General features: G+C 67.7%; 13 protein-coding genes and 1 pseudogene. 7 read left to right on the forward strand and 7 right to left on the reverse strand.

Going from position 1 to position 14,530, the window contains the following annotated elements; all coding sequences use genetic code 11:
- Positions 1–22: 22 nt before the first annotated feature.
- Positions 23–175, reverse strand: coding sequence for a hypothetical protein (locus A5652_RS27140; RefSeq protein ID WP_197514062.1), 153 nt, complete (start codon positions 173–175; stop codon positions 23–25).
- 165 nt (positions 176–340) lie between these two features.
- Between A5652_RS27140 and A5652_RS29030 the strand changes: the two genes are divergently transcribed.
- Complete coding sequence (locus A5652_RS29030) at positions 341–3,241, forward strand: ADP-ribosyltransferase domain-containing protein (RefSeq protein WP_304441783.1); 2,901 nt, start codon at positions 341–343, stop codon at positions 3,239–3,241.
- A 311-nt stretch (positions 3,242–3,552) separates the two neighbouring features.
- Here the strand turns inward: A5652_RS29030 and A5652_RS22480 are convergent, their stop codons facing one another.
- Positions 3,553–3,963, reverse strand: a complete 411-nt coding sequence (locus A5652_RS22480) for a F420-dependent biliverdin reductase (protein ID WP_067356998.1) — start codon at positions 3,961–3,963, stop codon at positions 3,553–3,555.
- Between the two features lie 35 nt (positions 3,964–3,998).
- On the opposite strand from A5652_RS22480, the gene A5652_RS22485 reads away from it, so the two are divergent.
- The 4 genes from A5652_RS22485 to A5652_RS22500 are packed head-to-tail and all read left to right on the forward strand — an operon-like array spanning position 3,999 to position 7,444.
- The gene (locus A5652_RS22485) at positions 3,999–4,748 is read left to right on the forward strand and encodes an SDR family NAD(P)-dependent oxidoreductase (protein WP_067357001.1); all 750 of its coding nucleotides are present in this window, start codon (positions 3,999–4,001) and stop codon (positions 4,746–4,748) included.
- A gap of 49 nt (positions 4,749–4,797) precedes the next feature.
- Entirely contained in the window at positions 4,798–5,964 is a 1,167-nt protein-coding gene (locus A5652_RS22490) for a bifunctional cobalt-precorrin-7 (C(5))-methyltransferase/cobalt-precorrin-6B (C(15))-methyltransferase (protein WP_067357006.1), read from the forward strand.
- Positions 5,961–6,716 (forward strand): precorrin-4 C(11)-methyltransferase, encoded by a 756-nt coding sequence (gene cobM, locus A5652_RS22495; protein ID WP_067357010.1) that lies wholly within the window; start codon positions 5,961–5,963, stop codon positions 6,714–6,716. Before A5652_RS22490 ends, cobM begins: the two co-directional genes overlap by 4 nt.
- Entirely contained in the window at positions 6,716–7,444 is a 729-nt protein-coding gene (locus tag A5652_RS22500) for a cobalt-precorrin-6A reductase (protein ID WP_067357014.1), read from the forward strand. Before cobM ends, A5652_RS22500 begins: the two co-directional genes overlap by 1 nt.
- On the opposite strand, the gene sigC is transcribed toward A5652_RS22500, so the two are convergent.
- Positions 7,433–7,987, reverse strand: a complete 555-nt coding sequence (gene sigC / locus A5652_RS28765) for an RNA polymerase sigma factor SigC (RefSeq protein WP_232001322.1) — start codon at positions 7,985–7,987, stop codon at positions 7,433–7,435. The two genes, A5652_RS22500 and sigC, sit on opposite strands and share 12 nt — an antisense overlap.
- Before the next feature lie 117 nt (positions 7,988–8,104).
- Positions 8,105–8,812: pseudogene (locus A5652_RS28990) on the reverse strand (DUF2275 domain-containing protein); the annotation flags it as partial.
- A gap of 159 nt (positions 8,813–8,971) precedes the next feature.
- Here A5652_RS28990 and A5652_RS22510 point away from each other — a divergent pair.
- The gene (locus A5652_RS22510; protein WP_067357017.1) at positions 8,972–10,519 is read left to right on the forward strand and encodes a PPE family protein; all 1,548 of its coding nucleotides are present in this window, start codon (positions 8,972–8,974) and stop codon (positions 10,517–10,519) included.
- Positions 10,520–10,542: 23 nt separating this feature from the next.
- Here the strand turns inward: A5652_RS22510 and A5652_RS22515 are convergent, their stop codons facing one another.
- From A5652_RS22515 to cobG, 3 genes are read right to left on the reverse strand one after another with little or no spacing between them, the layout of a single operon-like run.
- A complete protein-coding gene (locus tag A5652_RS22515; RefSeq protein WP_067357021.1) occupies positions 10,543–12,045 on the reverse strand; it encodes a precorrin-2 C(20)-methyltransferase in 1,503 nt (500 codons plus the stop codon).
- Entirely contained in the window at positions 12,042–12,668 is a 627-nt protein-coding gene (locus A5652_RS22520) for a precorrin-8X methylmutase (protein ID WP_067357024.1), read from the reverse strand. The genes A5652_RS22515 and A5652_RS22520 overlap by 4 nt, the downstream gene beginning before the upstream one ends.
- Before the next feature lie 45 nt (positions 12,669–12,713).
- Positions 12,714–13,808 (reverse strand): precorrin-3B synthase, encoded by a 1,095-nt coding sequence (gene cobG, locus A5652_RS22525; protein WP_067357027.1) that lies wholly within the window; start codon positions 13,806–13,808, stop codon positions 12,714–12,716.
- Positions 13,809–13,909: 101 nt separating this feature from the next.
- Between cobG and A5652_RS22530 the strand changes: the two genes are divergently transcribed.
- Positions 13,910–14,530 (forward strand): ABC transporter permease (locus A5652_RS22530; RefSeq protein WP_067357030.1); only part of this gene is annotated, 621 nt, incomplete at its 3' end.

Consider the following 14,530-nt stretch of genomic DNA (forward strand, 5'->3'; position numbering starts at 1 on the left):
CACGATGACCCACCGCGACAACTCATCCGTCAACAGCCACTCCTGCCGTCAACGTGATGGGGAACCGGCCGGGCCGCACCGTGACGGTCGGCCCGGCCGGTTCCCCATCGAGCTGCACATCAACCGTGGTGGGCAACCCACCGAGCGTCACCTTGGCGACGACGTCGGTGGCCACCGTGATGGTCGACGTCGGCAGCGCCGCCCGGCCGGCACCGCATCACGTTGACGGCAGGAGTGGCTGTTGACGGATGAGTTGTCGCGGTGGGTCATCGTGCCTAGCTTGGCGCAGCGATCATTGGGTGAATAGCGGTGACGGGCGGCCTGGGCGAAAATTCCGCCCGTGGCTTCCTTGGCGGTCGATCCGGAGGCGTTGTACGCCGCGGGTAGCGCAGTGGCCGCCGCCGGCGGTGGTCTGGCCGCGAATCTGACGGTATTGGCCGCAGGCTTTTCGGCTCACACGGGCGTGGACCGCGCCGGCGAGGTGTTCGGCTTGGGATATCAAGATGCCGCCAAGTCGCTGCTGAAAGCGGCTGTTGCCGCCGTCAACGCGTGCCTCAAGTGCGGGGCTCTAATCCAGCAGGGCGCGTCGAATTATTCGAAGGCCGAAGTGGCTTCGACGCTTGGTGGTGCCGGCGGCGTCTTGGAGGCGCCGTCGCCGCCGACTGAGGTCGCGGCGCCCGGGCCTCCTGGAACGATGGGACCCGGCGAGCCGCCACCGCTGCTGTGGTCGATCGTGGCATCGCTCGTGCTCGAGTCATGGCCCGACGGCGATGTGGCAGGTCTGCGCGCGGCGGCGTCTCGTTGGCGCGACTTCGCGGCGGCGGCAAAAGGGGTTCAGAGAACTCTCAACGCATCGAAGGCGCTGCTGGACACCCAACATTTGCCCGAAGGCGACAAGATCGATACCGCTCTGAACGAAATAGGCTCTGCCGCAGCAACTATCGGCGAGAGCTGCCGGGAGCTGGCCACCAAAATCGACACGTTTGCCGCCAAGGTCGACCACGCCCAGCACGCGATCCGGGATCTGCTGCACCGGCTCGGATCCCTCGGCGACCTCGGTCACGACATCATGCTCATCATCGACGGCGACGCGTGGGACGAGATCAAGAAGATCGCCAAAGACATCAACGACGTACTGTGCCATCTCGGACGGGAGGCGCGGGCGTGCGAGCAGGGGATCAGGCTGCTCATGCAAGCGGGCGATCGCGAGATCATGACGTGCGAGAAGTACGCGCGGCGCGGGCTGACTCAATTTTTGGGAGACGATGTCGGTAATCCGGTGGCGACCGCATTCGACACCTGGATAAATGCCCATGAGGGTGTTCTCAAGGGTGCGGTTGACATGGGATTAGGCCTCGCCGACCTGAGTCCGCATTGGTTCTTCGTCGATCCCCAAGGTGCGGCCGCCACTTGGACTGGTCTAGGGAAGAGCGCGTGGAAGGGGAGTTTGATCAATGCTCCTCTGCATCCCAAAGAATTCGCGGACGCCAAGCTGCAAGAGTTGAAAGGCCTTGTGCATGCCGAGGATTGGAGCCGAGCCCGGCCGGGATTGGGCGCGGGCGAGAACCTGTTCGACGTGGCAACGCTGTTTGTGCCCGGGGCCGGTGAAGCCGGCACAGCCGCGGACGGTGCTGGTGGGGCTGCACGCGGCGCCGAGGCGGAGGTAGAGGCCGCTGGTGCCGCCGGCCGTGCCGGCGGGATCGCCGGTGCCCGGGATGCGCTGACTGGCATCCCCAAGGCGACCGCCGACCTGCCGAAAAACTTCGAAGGCGTCACCAAGGATTTGCCCGAGGTCAAGCCCCCTACTAGCGGCACTCCGGTGGCATTTGTGCAGGGCAAACCGATTGAGCCGCCGGTCGAGTCGGCGCCTCGCCCGGCCGATGGAGCACCTGGAACGCCACATACGCCGGGGCCGCCGACCCAGGCCCCGAGACCTGCCGCCTCGGGCGGCCCATCCGACCCAGCGACCGCGCCGCCATCGACACCGGCGGTCCAGAGCGGACCGCGTGATCCGGTTTCGGTGCCGGCGGAGATTCCGCATGAGCCGGCGGGTGGTCCACATGAGGGGCTGCATGAGCCGCAGTCGGTGCCGGTGGAGGTTCCGCGTGAACCCGCCTCGGTGCCAGCGGAGGTTCCGCAAGAACAAGGGTCGGTGCCGGCCGAGGGGCCGCGCGGGGGGCCGCATGAGCCCGCTTCGATGCCGGCCGAGGGACCGCATGAACCGGCGGAGGCGCCGCTGAGTGAACCTGCGGGTGGCCCACACGAGCCGGCGCCTGTAAGTAAACCGCCTGAGCCAGGGCCGATTCCGAAGGACCGTCCGTATGAACCGGCCGCGGTCCCCGCCGCCGGTACACCCGTCGTGCCCTCAGATGCCGCGGCAGGAGAAAGAGCGCCGTCCGCGATTCCACATTCCACTGAATTTGCGCCTGGGCATGCGACAACGCCGCACAGCGGACCATCAGTCCGGCCAACACCCGTCGCTCCGCACTCGTCCCCAACTGCTCCCTCGGCCAGACCGCCGTCTCACTTGCTGCCGTCTGGCGGTCGCCCGGTCGGTATACCAGCACCCGGGCGCAAACCGCACGTTCCTGGTGATGGGGGGCCTCCAGGCGGTGGGCCGAAACCACCGCCTAATGGATCCTCAAAGCTGGGAGATGGCGATCCGGCCGGCTTTCCCCAGCCGAAACCGAAACCTAACGAAGACGCACCTGCCAAACCCGGTGACCAGGATGGGCATTACGACGGCCCGGACAACGACGACCATCGACTGACTCCCGACGATCCACTCAGCTCAGGTCACCTTTCGGCACTCACTGACTACACTGGCATCGGCTATACAGAACTAAACGAGGCGTTAAGGAGCGAAGCTTTGGACGCGTCTCAAGCTGCTCGAATAGGAGCACTGAAAATTGCATTGAGCAAACTTCCTCCGTACGAGGGTTCCGTAGTGCGTGGCACGAACCTGCCGCCTGAGGTGCTTGCCCGGTATCGGCCAGGCGAATACGTCATAGAGAAAGCCTTCCTCAGCACCACCAAAGACCCAGTCGTCGCGCAGTCTGCTGCGTTCGCTGGAAACGTCGAGTTCAGAATTGTATCTGTCACCGGTCGCGATATTTCTGCGTTTTCAATGTTTCCGGCAGAGCAAGAGGTTCTATTTTCAGCGCATACAAGGTTTTTAGTGTTACGTAAAACAATTGACCCGCAAACAGGTAGGACAATCATCGACATGGTTGAAGACTAGTGAATAATGTAACCAACACGTCGAGGAGGCTTACACAGTGAAAGAGATTGCAGGGAAGATCTTTTTAACTCGAGAGGAGGCAGGCGTTCCTCCACCAAGCCCGGAAAAGCTTGCGCGTGCACGACAACTCCTCGACGAGTTTCAGGAGCAAGTAGATGCTGTTGCCCAGGAAGATCGCCCAACGGAGATTTCGCCAAAGTTCTGGGACGACATTTCGGGCACTGAGTATGACCCGCGACGGAAGGACAGCTAAAGGCCCGAAGTTTAGAGCCCGAAGTTTGGTCGTAACCGAGCGAGGAGCTCGAAAGCGACTACTCGCCGCGGTCCAGAAGATCCGACGACCCCAGCACGCGTTCGATCTGAACCTCGATGACCACGCGCCGTGGATTGGGTCGTGGCGTGCGGTAGCGCTGGGCGTACCGCAGCTCAGCATCGCGCACCGCGTCGGCGTTGTTGTTGACCTTGGACCGACCCTCAAGCGACAACCACCGCGCGCCGTCGACCTGACTGAGCACGGCCAGTCCGCCGCGATCGGCGTTGACCGCCTTCTGCGAACCCCCGGTGGTGATCACCCGCGCAATGTGCGTCTTGGGGTCGAAGGTGAAACCGACCGCGACTACGTGCGGCGAATTGTCGGCTCGCAGCGTGGTCAGCATGGCCAGATGCCGTTCCGACAGGAACGCCAACGCGTCGTCGGTGAGCCGGGTAGTGGTATTCGCCATCACCGCCAACGCTAGCGCAGGTGATAATCGCAGCCGTGGACGACACGGGCGCAGGGCCAGTACTAATCCTGGGCGGCCGCAGCGAGATCGGGATCGAGCTGGCACGACTTCTGGCGCCGGGCGCGACGGTCGTGCTGGCCGCCCGTCAGGCCGACCGGCTTGCTGACCAGGTCAGCGCGCTCGAAGCCGCCGCCGCCGCGGCGGTCGACACCAGAGAATTCGACGCCGACAACCTGGCCTCCCACGGCCCGCTGATCGCCTCGATCGTCGCCGATCACGGACCCATCGGCACCGCGGTGCTGGCGTTCGGGATCCTGGGTGATCAGGCCCGCGCCGAAACCGACGCCGCGCACGCGGTTGCCGTCGTGCACACCGACTACCTGGCCCAGGTCAGCTTGCTCACCCACCTCGCCGCCGCCATGCGCAAAGCCCACAAAGGCCGATTGGTGGTGTTCTCCTCGATCGCGGGTGCACGAGTGCGCCGCGCTAACTACGTCTACGGCTCGGCCAAGGCCGGCCTGGACGGCTTTGCCAGCGGCCTGGCCGACGCGCTGCACGGCAGCGGGGTTCGGCTGCTGATCGCCCGGCCGGGATTCGTCGTCGGTCGCATGACAGAGGGCATGACGCCGGCACCGCTGCCGAGCACGCCCACGCAGGTGGCCGCGGCGACGGCGCGTGCACTGGCGAAAGGCCGCCGCACAGTGTGGATTCCGTGGGCCCTGGGGCCCGCGGCCGCCGTGATGCGACTGCTGCCGCAGTTCGTCTGGCGCAGGATGCCACGATGATCCGCGCCGCCGAAAAGGCAGCGCGACGCCACGAGGGGGAGCGGCGCTGATGATCATCGTGGTCGGCATCGGCGCCGATGGCATGGCCGGACTCGGTGAAGAGCCGCGCGCCGAACTCCGAAGGGCCGCAATCATTTACGGGTCCAAGCGACAACTCGATTTGCTTGACGACACAGTGCCTGCGCCCCGGCAACAGTGGCCGTCACCCATGTTGCCCGCGCTGGAAACGTTGCTCGACGAGCACACGGGCGACGTGCACGTCGTGGCCAGCGGCGATCCGCTGCTGCACGGCATCGGGGGCACCCTGATCCGCCTGCACGGCCGCGACAACGTGAAGGTGCTGCCACACGTGTCCTCGGTGACGCTGGCGTGTGCGCGGATGGGCTGGAACCTTCACGACACCGAGGTGATCAGCCTGGTCACCGCGCAGCCGCGCACCGCGGTCCGCCGCGGCGGCCAAGCGATCGTGCTGTCGCAAAGCAAATCGACCCCCCACGAGCTCGCCGCGCTCCTCGCCGCCCACGGTCGCGGTGATTCCGAGTTCACCGTTCTCGAACGACTCGGCGCCCCAGACGAGCACCGCCGCGACGGCACCGCACGCGACTGGTCCGAGGACCGAGACCTTGACGACCTCAACGTGATTGCCGTGCGCTACCTGCCCGACGAACGCGTGTCACCCCTGCCCGACGACGCGTTCACCCACGACGGACAGATCACCAAACAGGGCATCCGCGCGGTGACGCTGGCGGCCCTGGCGCCGCGGCCGGGGGAGCGGTTGTGGGACGTCGGCGCCGGCTCGGGCAGCATCAGTGTCGAATGGTGCCTCAGTGGGCCGGGTTGCAGCGCAGTGGTATTCGAACGCGATAAAGAGCGGCGGGGCAACCTCGAAGTCAATGCCGCAGCGTTCGGCGTCGGCATCGATGTGCGTGGCGACGCCCCCGACGCGTTCGACGGCGCCGATCCGCCGTCGGCGATCTTCATCGGCGGCGGACTGACCCAGCCCGGCCTGCTCGACGCCTGCTGGGACAACCTGCCCTCCGGCGGGCGGCTCGTCGTCAATGTGGTCACGACCGAGTCGGAAGCCGTTCTGACGCAGGCGCATCAGCGCCTGGGTGGCCAGCTACAACGGTTCCAGCACTACCACGGCGAGCCGCTGGGCGCCTTCACCGGCTGGCGCCCGCAGTATCCGGTCACCCAGTGGGCGGTGACCAAGTGACGGTGTATTTCATCGGGGCCGGCCCGGGCGCCGCCGACCTGATCACCGTGCGCGGCCAGCGACTCCTGCAAACATGCCGGGTGTGTCTGTACGCCGGATCCATCATGCCCGACGACCTACTGGCGTTGTGCCCGCCGAGCGCGAAAGTCGTTGACACCGGCCCCCTGACGTTGGAGCAGATCGTTACCGAGCTCAGCGAGGCTCACGCCGCCGGCCTGGACGTGGCGCGGCTGCATTCCGGTGATCCGTCGCTCTACAGCGCGCTGGCCGAACAGTGCCGACGGCTCGACACCCTGGGCGTTGACTACGAAATCGTGCCCGGCGTACCGGCATTCGCCGCCGCGGCGGCTGCGCTGAAGCGCGAGCTCACGGTTCCCGGGGTGGCGCAGACGGTGACGCTGACGCGGGTGGCGACCCTGTCGACGGCCATGCCGCCCGGTGAAGACCTGACGACCCTGGCCCAATCCGGCGCGACCCTGGTCCTGCACCTGGCCGCCGCCCAGATCGACGCCATCGTCCCGCAACTTCTCGAAGGCGGCTACCGACCCGAAACACCGGCAGCCGTGGTGGCTTTCGCGAGCTGGCCGCAGGAGGCGGTGCTGCGCGGCACGCTCGCCGACATCGCCGCACAGATGCATCAGGCCAACATCACCAAGACCGCCGTCATCGTCGTCGGCGACGCGTTGACTGCCGGGGGATTCACCGACAGCTACCTGTACTCGACCGGGCGCGCCCGGGGGAGCAGGCATTGATGCGCGTCCTGCTGCTCGGCGGCACCGGCGAGGCGCGCGCCCTGGCGAAAGCCCTGCACCCGCACATCGACATCATCAGCTCCCTGGCCGGCCGCGTTCCGGATCCGGCCCTGCCCGTCGGCCCCGTGCGGATCGGCGGCTTTGGTGGCGTCGACGGGTTACGACGCTGGCTGCACGACGAACGCATCGGCGCCGTCGTCGACGCCACCCACCCGTTCGCGGCAACCATGACGGCCCATGCCGCCGCCGCGTGCGGCGAACTGCGGATCCCGCATCTGATGCTGGCCCGCCCGGCCTGGGATCCCGGCCCCGCCATCGTCGTCGAGTCGGACACTGACGCCGCGCAAACCGTTGCCCGGCAAGGATATTCGCGAGTATTTCTCACCACCGGCCGCTCGGGCCTGCGGGCCTTCACCGACAGCGACGCATGGTTTCTGATCCGGGCGGTCACCGACCCGGATGCGTGCACGCTGCCGCGTCAACACCGGGTGGTGCTCTCCCGCGGACCATATCGCTACGACGACGAGTTGGCGCTGTTGCGCGACCACCGCATCGATGCACTGGTCACCAAGAACAGCGGCGGTGACATGACCCGCGCCAAGCTGGATGCCGCTGCGGCGCTGAATGTTCCGGTGGTGATGGTGGCGCGGCCGCCGTTACCGCCCGGAGTGTTGACCGCCGGCACCGTGCACGAGGCCGCCGAATGGGTGCGTGCGCTAGCCGGTTAGGTGGCTGCGCTCGCCGTCGGCAAGCAGCGCATCACGGGCGCGCGCAACGCGAGAGCGGATGGTGCCCACCGGGCAGCCGCAGACCTCGGCCGCGTCAGCGTAGGGCAGGCCCAGCAGCTGGGTGAGCAAAAGCGCTTCGCGCTGTTCGGCGTTGAGGGTGGCGATCATCGCCGTCACCTCGACCAGGTCCTCGAATCCGCGGGCATGACGGTCCCCGCGCGCCACGTGTTCAGGATCGGCGCCCAGGGCGGCGCGGGGCCGCGACTGGAGGTGGCGAATGTGATCGGCCACCACGCGGCGTGCGATCGAGAGCAGCCAGGTCCGCGCGCTGGAGCGCCCGGAGAACCGCTCGATGGCGCCGATCGCGCGCAGGAAAGTCTCTTGAGTCAGGTCGTCGGCGTTGCCCGTATCAGACAGATAGGCGACGAATCGCCACACGTCTTGCTGGGTGGCTTTGATGAACGACTCGAGCGCTCGCGAGTTTCCGCGTGCGGCTGACAACGCAAGTTCGGTTACGGCCTCGTCGTCACTCGGCGCGGTCATGCCCAACCACCTTTGTTGTGCGGGTTGTCCGATTCTACGACGGCTTGTCGTAGAGGATGCCCTGGGGTCGACGGGCGCGCGATTGATGGGCCTCAGGTGCCCGCGCCGCCGACCACCGGGTGCGTCCGCCGCCCACGCGGGGAAGTCGGCGTCGTCCGAAGCGTTGGAGCCGCGCCGGCGGTGCGAGCCGACTCGTTCCCGCGCCACCAGCAACGCGAACGCCAAGCCCAACAACAGGGGCATGTGGCTGGCGATGCGGGTGGCGGTGACCTCGCCGTCGAAGGCGTCGACGATCACATAGCTAAGCAGCGCAAGGGAATAAACACCGGTGATCGCCGCCACCCCCGAGGCGGACGCGGGCCAGACGCCGGCGGCGACCATGGCCAGACCCAATGCCAGCAACCATGCCGTCGACTCGTGCATCAAGTGCTCTCCGGACATCGCGCCGTGCATATGACCGGACACCATGCCGAAATCGATGCCGCTGATCTGGGCGGCGGCAATCGCCACCTGGAAAAGGCCGACGGCGATCAGACCCCACCGCCGGTAGTGCGTTCGCAACCAGCGCATCCGGGCCTGGCGTCCGGTCGGCTGCTCGCCGATGCTGGCCATGATTTTTTCGACCAGGTCCGGCCCGTCGCCGGGGGTCACCGAGGCCAGCCGGCGCGTCTGCACCGCCGCACCGATCAGCCAGGAGCGGCAGCTGCGGCAGGACTCGAGATGGGCATCGATTTGCTGCGCGAGCACCTGGGGACGCTCGCCATCCAATCGAGCCGACAGCGCTTCCCGCGCAATCTCACACCGCATCTCTGCATCGTTGCGCATGGCCTGGCCGCGCGCAAAGACTCACCGAGATTTAGCGCCAGAACGAATTCGTGGGGAACTAAACGTCGCCGACAACCGACCTCTGCTCGTAAGCATCGCCAGCCCATCCACATGATTCACCGAAGAGGTATTCGTGTCTTTGCCTGAAGGCCCCCGACGATGACCGCCCCGATCTGGATCGCGTTTCCCCCCGAAGTGCACTCGACGTTGCTCAGCAGCGGTCCGGGACCTGGGCCGTTGCTCGCCGCCGCGGCGACATGGTCTTCGCTGGGCACCCAATACGCCGAGGCGGCGGAGGAGCTCAGCGCTCTGCTGAGCGCCACGCAGGGTGGCGCGTGGGACGGGCCGAGCGCCGCGCAGTACGTGGCGGCGCATGCCCCCTATCTGAGCTGGCTGCTGGAGAGCTCCACCAAGAGCACGGCCGCCGCGGCGCTACATGAGACGGCGGCAGGCGCGTATACCGCGGCGCTGGCCGCGATGCCGACGATGCCCGAGCTCGTCGCCAATCACGCGGTGCATGCGGCGTTGGTTGCCACAAACTTCTTCGGAATCAACACCATCCCCATCGCCGTCAATGAGGCCGACTACGCCCGCATGTGGGTGCAAGCAGCCACGACGATGACCACCTACCAGGCCGTCAGCGAATCCGCCATGGCGGCGGTTCCGGCGACGACGCCCGCGCCGCAGATAGTCACTGCGGGCGGCGAGGTCCAGGCGGCGGCAACGAATACCGCTTCCGAGACTCCTACCGCCACCTCATGGCAGGACGAGCTCGCGAAGGCGCTCTCGGACTTCACCCAGAACGTCCTCTGGCCGCTCGGGAAAGAGATATACCCCGACGGCTGGCCCATTGACGCGGTGCCATTTGCCAACGCGGTGTCCTCCTTCTTCATGCAAATTCCCGGCATGAGCCCCGCGCTGGCCACAGCGTTAGGTTGGTTCATCTTTCACTCGTTGATGCTCGTCTGGCCCCTGGTACAAGCGGCTCAGCTGGGAATAATGATCGCTCCGGTGATGATCGCAGCTGTTTCCGCCGCCGCTGCCGCAGGCGTGGCCGCGGCTGTCGCCGGTGCTGTGAGTGCCGCTGCCGCCGCTGCCGCGCCGGCGGTAAGCGTGCCGTTGGCAACGCCACCACCGGCGCCGATGGCCACCGCGCCGGCTCCGTCGCCGACCATGTCCGCCGGTACACCGGCGAACGCGAGCACCGCCACGGCCTCCAGCCCGGCGCCAAGTGTGGCCACGACGTCGAGTGGCGGACCGGTCGGCGGCGGTCCGGGCGCCGGCTTCGGTCCTGGCCTCACGGATGGTGTCGGCGCGGGCATGACCGACATCCAGTACGCGGTCGGCCTGGCGGGATTGTCGTCGAGCAGTAGTGCAAGCAGTCGCGCGCGCAGGAAGTCTCAGGAGCCGGGGCTCGACGAGGCCGAGGAACCGGCCGCCACCGAGGCGTCGGCGCCCGCGCGGTTGCGCAGTCGTCGACGTCGCGGGGCAGAAGCCAAAGATCACGCCTACCGCTACGAGTACATGGACCTCGACCCCGACGATGCCCTTCTGACATCCGATGCGGGTGCGGGGCCGCTCGGATTCGCCGGTGCCGCAGCCAAATCCGATGCCGCGCAAGCCGCCGGTATGGCGACACTGACCCGTGACGGATTGAGCGACGGACCCACCGTGCCGATGATCCCGAGCACCTGGGACCGCGACTGAGTAGGCAATCCAGAAGGTGAGTTTCAGGCCCGGTAGCGCCGCGGCGTGAAGACGCGGTCGGTGGAATCGTCTGAGTACCACTGGGTTTGCGACGACCCGACGATCAGCAGGCAGCGCATGTCGATTTCGCCGGGATTCAGATCGGCCAGTTGGACCACGCGAACCTCTTCGTCGGCGCCGGACACATTGCGGCCGATGACCACCGGAGTGCCGGGTTCGCGGTGGGCCAGCAATATTTCGCGCATCGCGCCGACCTGCCAAGTTCGCGACTTGGAAGCCGGGTTGTAGATCGCCAGCACCAGGTCGGCGGCCGCGGCGGCCTGCAGCCGCGCGGAGATCACTTCCCACGGCTTGAGGCGGTCCGACAGCGAGATCACCGCATAGTCGTGCCCTAGCGGGGCACCGACCCGACTGGCCACCGCCTGGGCGGCGGTCATCGCCGGGATGACCCGGACCTGCACACCCGGCCATTCTTTAGCCTCTTCGAGCACCGCGGTCGCCATCGCGAACACGCCCGGGTCACCCGACGACACCACCGCCACGGCATGGCCCTGCTCGGCCAGCGCGCACGCCAGGCGGGCCCGCTCGGGCTCGTCACGGTTGTCGCTCGGGTGCCGCCGCTGGCCGTCGCGAGCCGGCACACGATCCAAGTAGCCGCCGTAGCCGATCAGGTCGGTCGCCGCAGCAAGCTCCCGTCGGGTCTGCGGCGTCACCCAGTCCACGTCGCCAGGACCCAGGCCCACCACCGTGACGCTGCCGGCGCCGGGCCTGCGCCGTGCGTGCTGCCCGCCCGGCAACATGGCCAGCGAAAAGTACGGAACGCCGGCATCGTCCACGTCGCCGGCGGGCAGTATGCGTTGAGTGGCAGTGCTGGCCCGCTCCACGTAGAACGCGTCGTCGAGCTTTCCCGATGCCGAAAGCGCTTCGCGCACAGCATGATACGAACGCCCGAGTTTGAGAATGACGGCGGCGTCGGCGTCGGCGAGTCGACGGGTCAGTTCCTCGACCGGCAAGGTGCCTGGCAGCACCGACAGCACCTCGTCGCCGGCCACCAACGGCGTCGCGATGGCCGCCGAGGCCGCGCTCACCGAGGTCACGCCGGGCACGATGACCGCGTCGAACCGTTCGGTCAGCCGGGTGTGCAGGTGCATGTAGGAGCTGTAGAACAGCGGATCACCCTCGGCGAGCAGAGCCACATTGCGACCGACGTCGAGGTGCGCCGCGATGCGCTCGGTGGCCTCGACGTAGAAGTCCTCGATCGCGCCGGCGTAGCCACCGGGATGGTCGGTCGTCTCGGTAGTGACGGGGTAGACCAGGTGCTCTTCGATCTGCCCCGGCCTCAGATACGGCTCGGCGATCCCCCGGGCGATGCTGCGGCCGTGCCGGGCGCTGTGATAGGCCACCACGTCGGCCTCGCCGATCACCCGGGCGGCCTTGACGGTCACCAATTCCGGGTCCCCGGGCCCCAGCCCGACGCCCCACAAAGTGCCCCTGCAGGCGCCTTGCGCGATGCCTTGGGCGGTCATTCGCGGTCGCTCGCGATCGCGTTGACGGCGGCGGCGGCCATCGCACTGCCGCCACGACGGCCCCGCACCACCAAATACGACGTTCCGCGCGGGTTGTCGATGAGCTCCTGTTTGGACTGCGCCGACCCGACGAAACCCACCGGTCCGCCCAGCACACCGGCCGGCGGGGCAACTCCGTCGTCGACCAACTCGAGCAGCCGGAACAGCGCGGTCGGGGCGTTGCCGATCGCCAGCACCGCGCCGGGCAGCCGGTCCGCCCACAGCTCCACTCCGGCGGCCGAACGAGTGGTCTGCCGGCGTGCGGCAAGCTCGGCCGCCCGGGGATCGGCCACCAGGGACACCACCTGGTTGTCGGCCGGCAGTCGCGCGGCGGTGATTCCGGCGGCCACCATCGACGAATCGCAGAGCACGGGAGCGCCGCTGCGCAGGGCCGTGCGGACACGTTCGACGACATCGTCCGTGAAAGCGATGTGCTCGGCGACGTCGACCTGGCCGCAGGTGTGGATCAACCGCACCACCACTTGTCCGACGTCGGCGGGGAATCGTGCCAGGTCGGCTTCGGCGCGGATCGTCGCGAACGACTGGCGATAGATCTCCGCCGCGTCGCGAATGTAGTCGAGCACTCGCCCACCCTAAATCTTGTTGACGTGGCGACCCGCTGCGCCCGGTTACAGCCTTCGGTATCCGTCTGGCGTGGCAACCAGCACCTCACCGGAGAGCGGACTGCCGCAGGCCCGGTCGCAGCCGACGAAGTGCCGGTGCACCGCCGAGTCGGCGTCCAGCGATCGTGCGGCGTCGGCCCGCACGTCGGCGGCTGAGCGCGCGCAGCCGGGGCTGCCGGTGCAGGCGCTGACGGTCAGCCAGGCCGAGTTCTCGTCGAACACCAGACCCAAGGGCGCCAGCACCCGCAGCGCGGTATCGGCCACCTCCTCACTGAGGTCACACACCAGCACCGAGCGCCACGGCGTGATCACCACCGGCGCCTCGATCGCAGCCAGATACTCCGCAACGCGTGCCGGCAGCACACCCAGCGGCACCGCGGCGCCCAGCGCCACCCGCCCGTCGTCCTGGCCGATCCAGCCCACCGGCGCCTTGGTGACGGCCGGAAAGGAGGTGGCGCGCGAGTCGGAATTGGGTAGCAGCTGGCGAACGTCGTCCAATTCCTTGACGCGCCAAGCTGTTCCGCGGATGCCGACGAACCGCCGTGCCAAAGTGACGAGCGTTTCGACCACCTCGTGGGCCGCCAGCCGGACACCGGTGTCGCGTCCGGCAAGCAACAGCGCGCAGCCGTCGGCGAACGCGTGGACGCCGACGTCGGCACGCAGCCCCGACACGTCGGCGCGCCCGTCATCCAGACTGAACCAGAACCGGGCGCCCAGCTCCGCGAGCCTGGGCTCGCCGCACATCGCGGCGTCCAGTTCTTCGACCCACCGCCGGACGTCGAGGTTGCCGCCGGAGCGTCCCGACAGTGGTGACGCCACGATGTTGCGGACCCGCTCATGCGTCATCGACGGCAACAGGCCCGCGCTCGCCAGCGCCTCGGCAACCGCGGTCACGTCGGTCAGCCCGCGCAGCTGCATGTTGCCCCGGGCGGTCAGCTCGAGCGTGCCCGAACCCAACTGACTGCTGGCGGCAGCCAACGCGGCCAGCTGGGCGGCCGTCATCATGCCGCCGGGCAGCCGGATCCGGGCCAAGGGTCCGTCGGCCGCCTGGTGCACCTGCAGCGCACCCGGGCATGCGTCCGTGTCGCGCGTCCTGGTCACCCGTCCACGGTACGGGCCGCCTCGAAGACGACGGCCGGGGTTGCCTTCAGCCAGACGTAAACCCTTACTCAAACCCCTGGTCGCGCCATAGCGTCCGCACGGTGAGCATTGCCACCGCGCTCGACGCTGCGTCGAGCAACCCGGACAGCGCCCCGGCCGGTGGGCCGAGCGGACTCTGGGCCCGCCGCAAATGGGAAGTCGTGCGTGTTGTGTCGCCGCTGGCGCTGTTGGCGCTGTGGCAGCTGGGCAGCGCACTCGGCGTGATTCCCGCCGATGTGCTTCCTGCTCCCTCCTTGATCGTCGAGGCCGGCGTGGAGTTGACCCGCAATGGTCAGCTCGCTGACGCCCTGCACATCTCCACCGTCCGCGTCGTTGAGGGGCTGCTGCTGGGCGCGATCATCGGGCTTGTGGCGGGCGCGGCGGTCGGCCTGTCCCGCTGGGTCGAATCGACCCTGGACCCACCGATGCAGATGATCCGGGCACTGCCGCACCTCGGCTTGATCCCGCTGTTCATCCTTTGGTTCGGCATCGGCGAACTGCCCAAGGTGTTGCTCGTGGCCCTGGGTGTGGTCTTCCCGCTCTACCTGAACACGTTTTCGGCGATCCGACAGGTCGACCCCAAGATGCTGGAAACCGCTCAGGTGCTGGGCTTTTCGTTCTTCCAGCGGTTCACTCGGATCATCGTGCCCAGCACGGCGCCGCAGGTGCTCGTTGGTTTCCGG

It is taken from the genome of Mycobacterium sp. 1165178.9 (genome assembly GCF_001673555.1).
In the GTDB taxonomy this organism is placed as follows: Bacteria; Actinomycetota; Actinomycetes; order Mycobacteriales; family Mycobacteriaceae; genus Mycobacterium.

Coding starts and splice junctions, on each gene's coding strand:
- A5652_RS22480 (WP_067356998.1), bottom strand. CDS start 3,963: ATGGCGAATACCACTACCCGGCTCACCGACGACGCGTTGGCGTTCCTG.
- A5652_RS22490 (WP_067357006.1), top strand. CDS start 4,798: ATGATCATCGTGGTCGGCATCGGCGCCGATGGCATGGCCGGACTCGGT.
- A5652_RS22500 (WP_067357014.1), top strand. CDS start 6,716: ATGCGCGTCCTGCTGCTCGGCGGCACCGGCGAGGCGCGCGCCCTGGCG.
- sigC (WP_232001322.1), bottom strand. CDS start 7,987: ATGACCGCGCCGAGTGACGACGAGGCCGTAACCGAACTTGCGTTGTCA.
- A5652_RS22510 (WP_067357017.1), top strand. CDS start 8,972: ATGACCGCCCCGATCTGGATCGCGTTTCCCCCCGAAGTGCACTCGACG.
- A5652_RS22515 (WP_067357021.1), bottom strand. CDS start 12,045: ATGACCGCCCAAGGCATCGCGCAAGGCGCCTGCAGGGGCACTTTGTGG.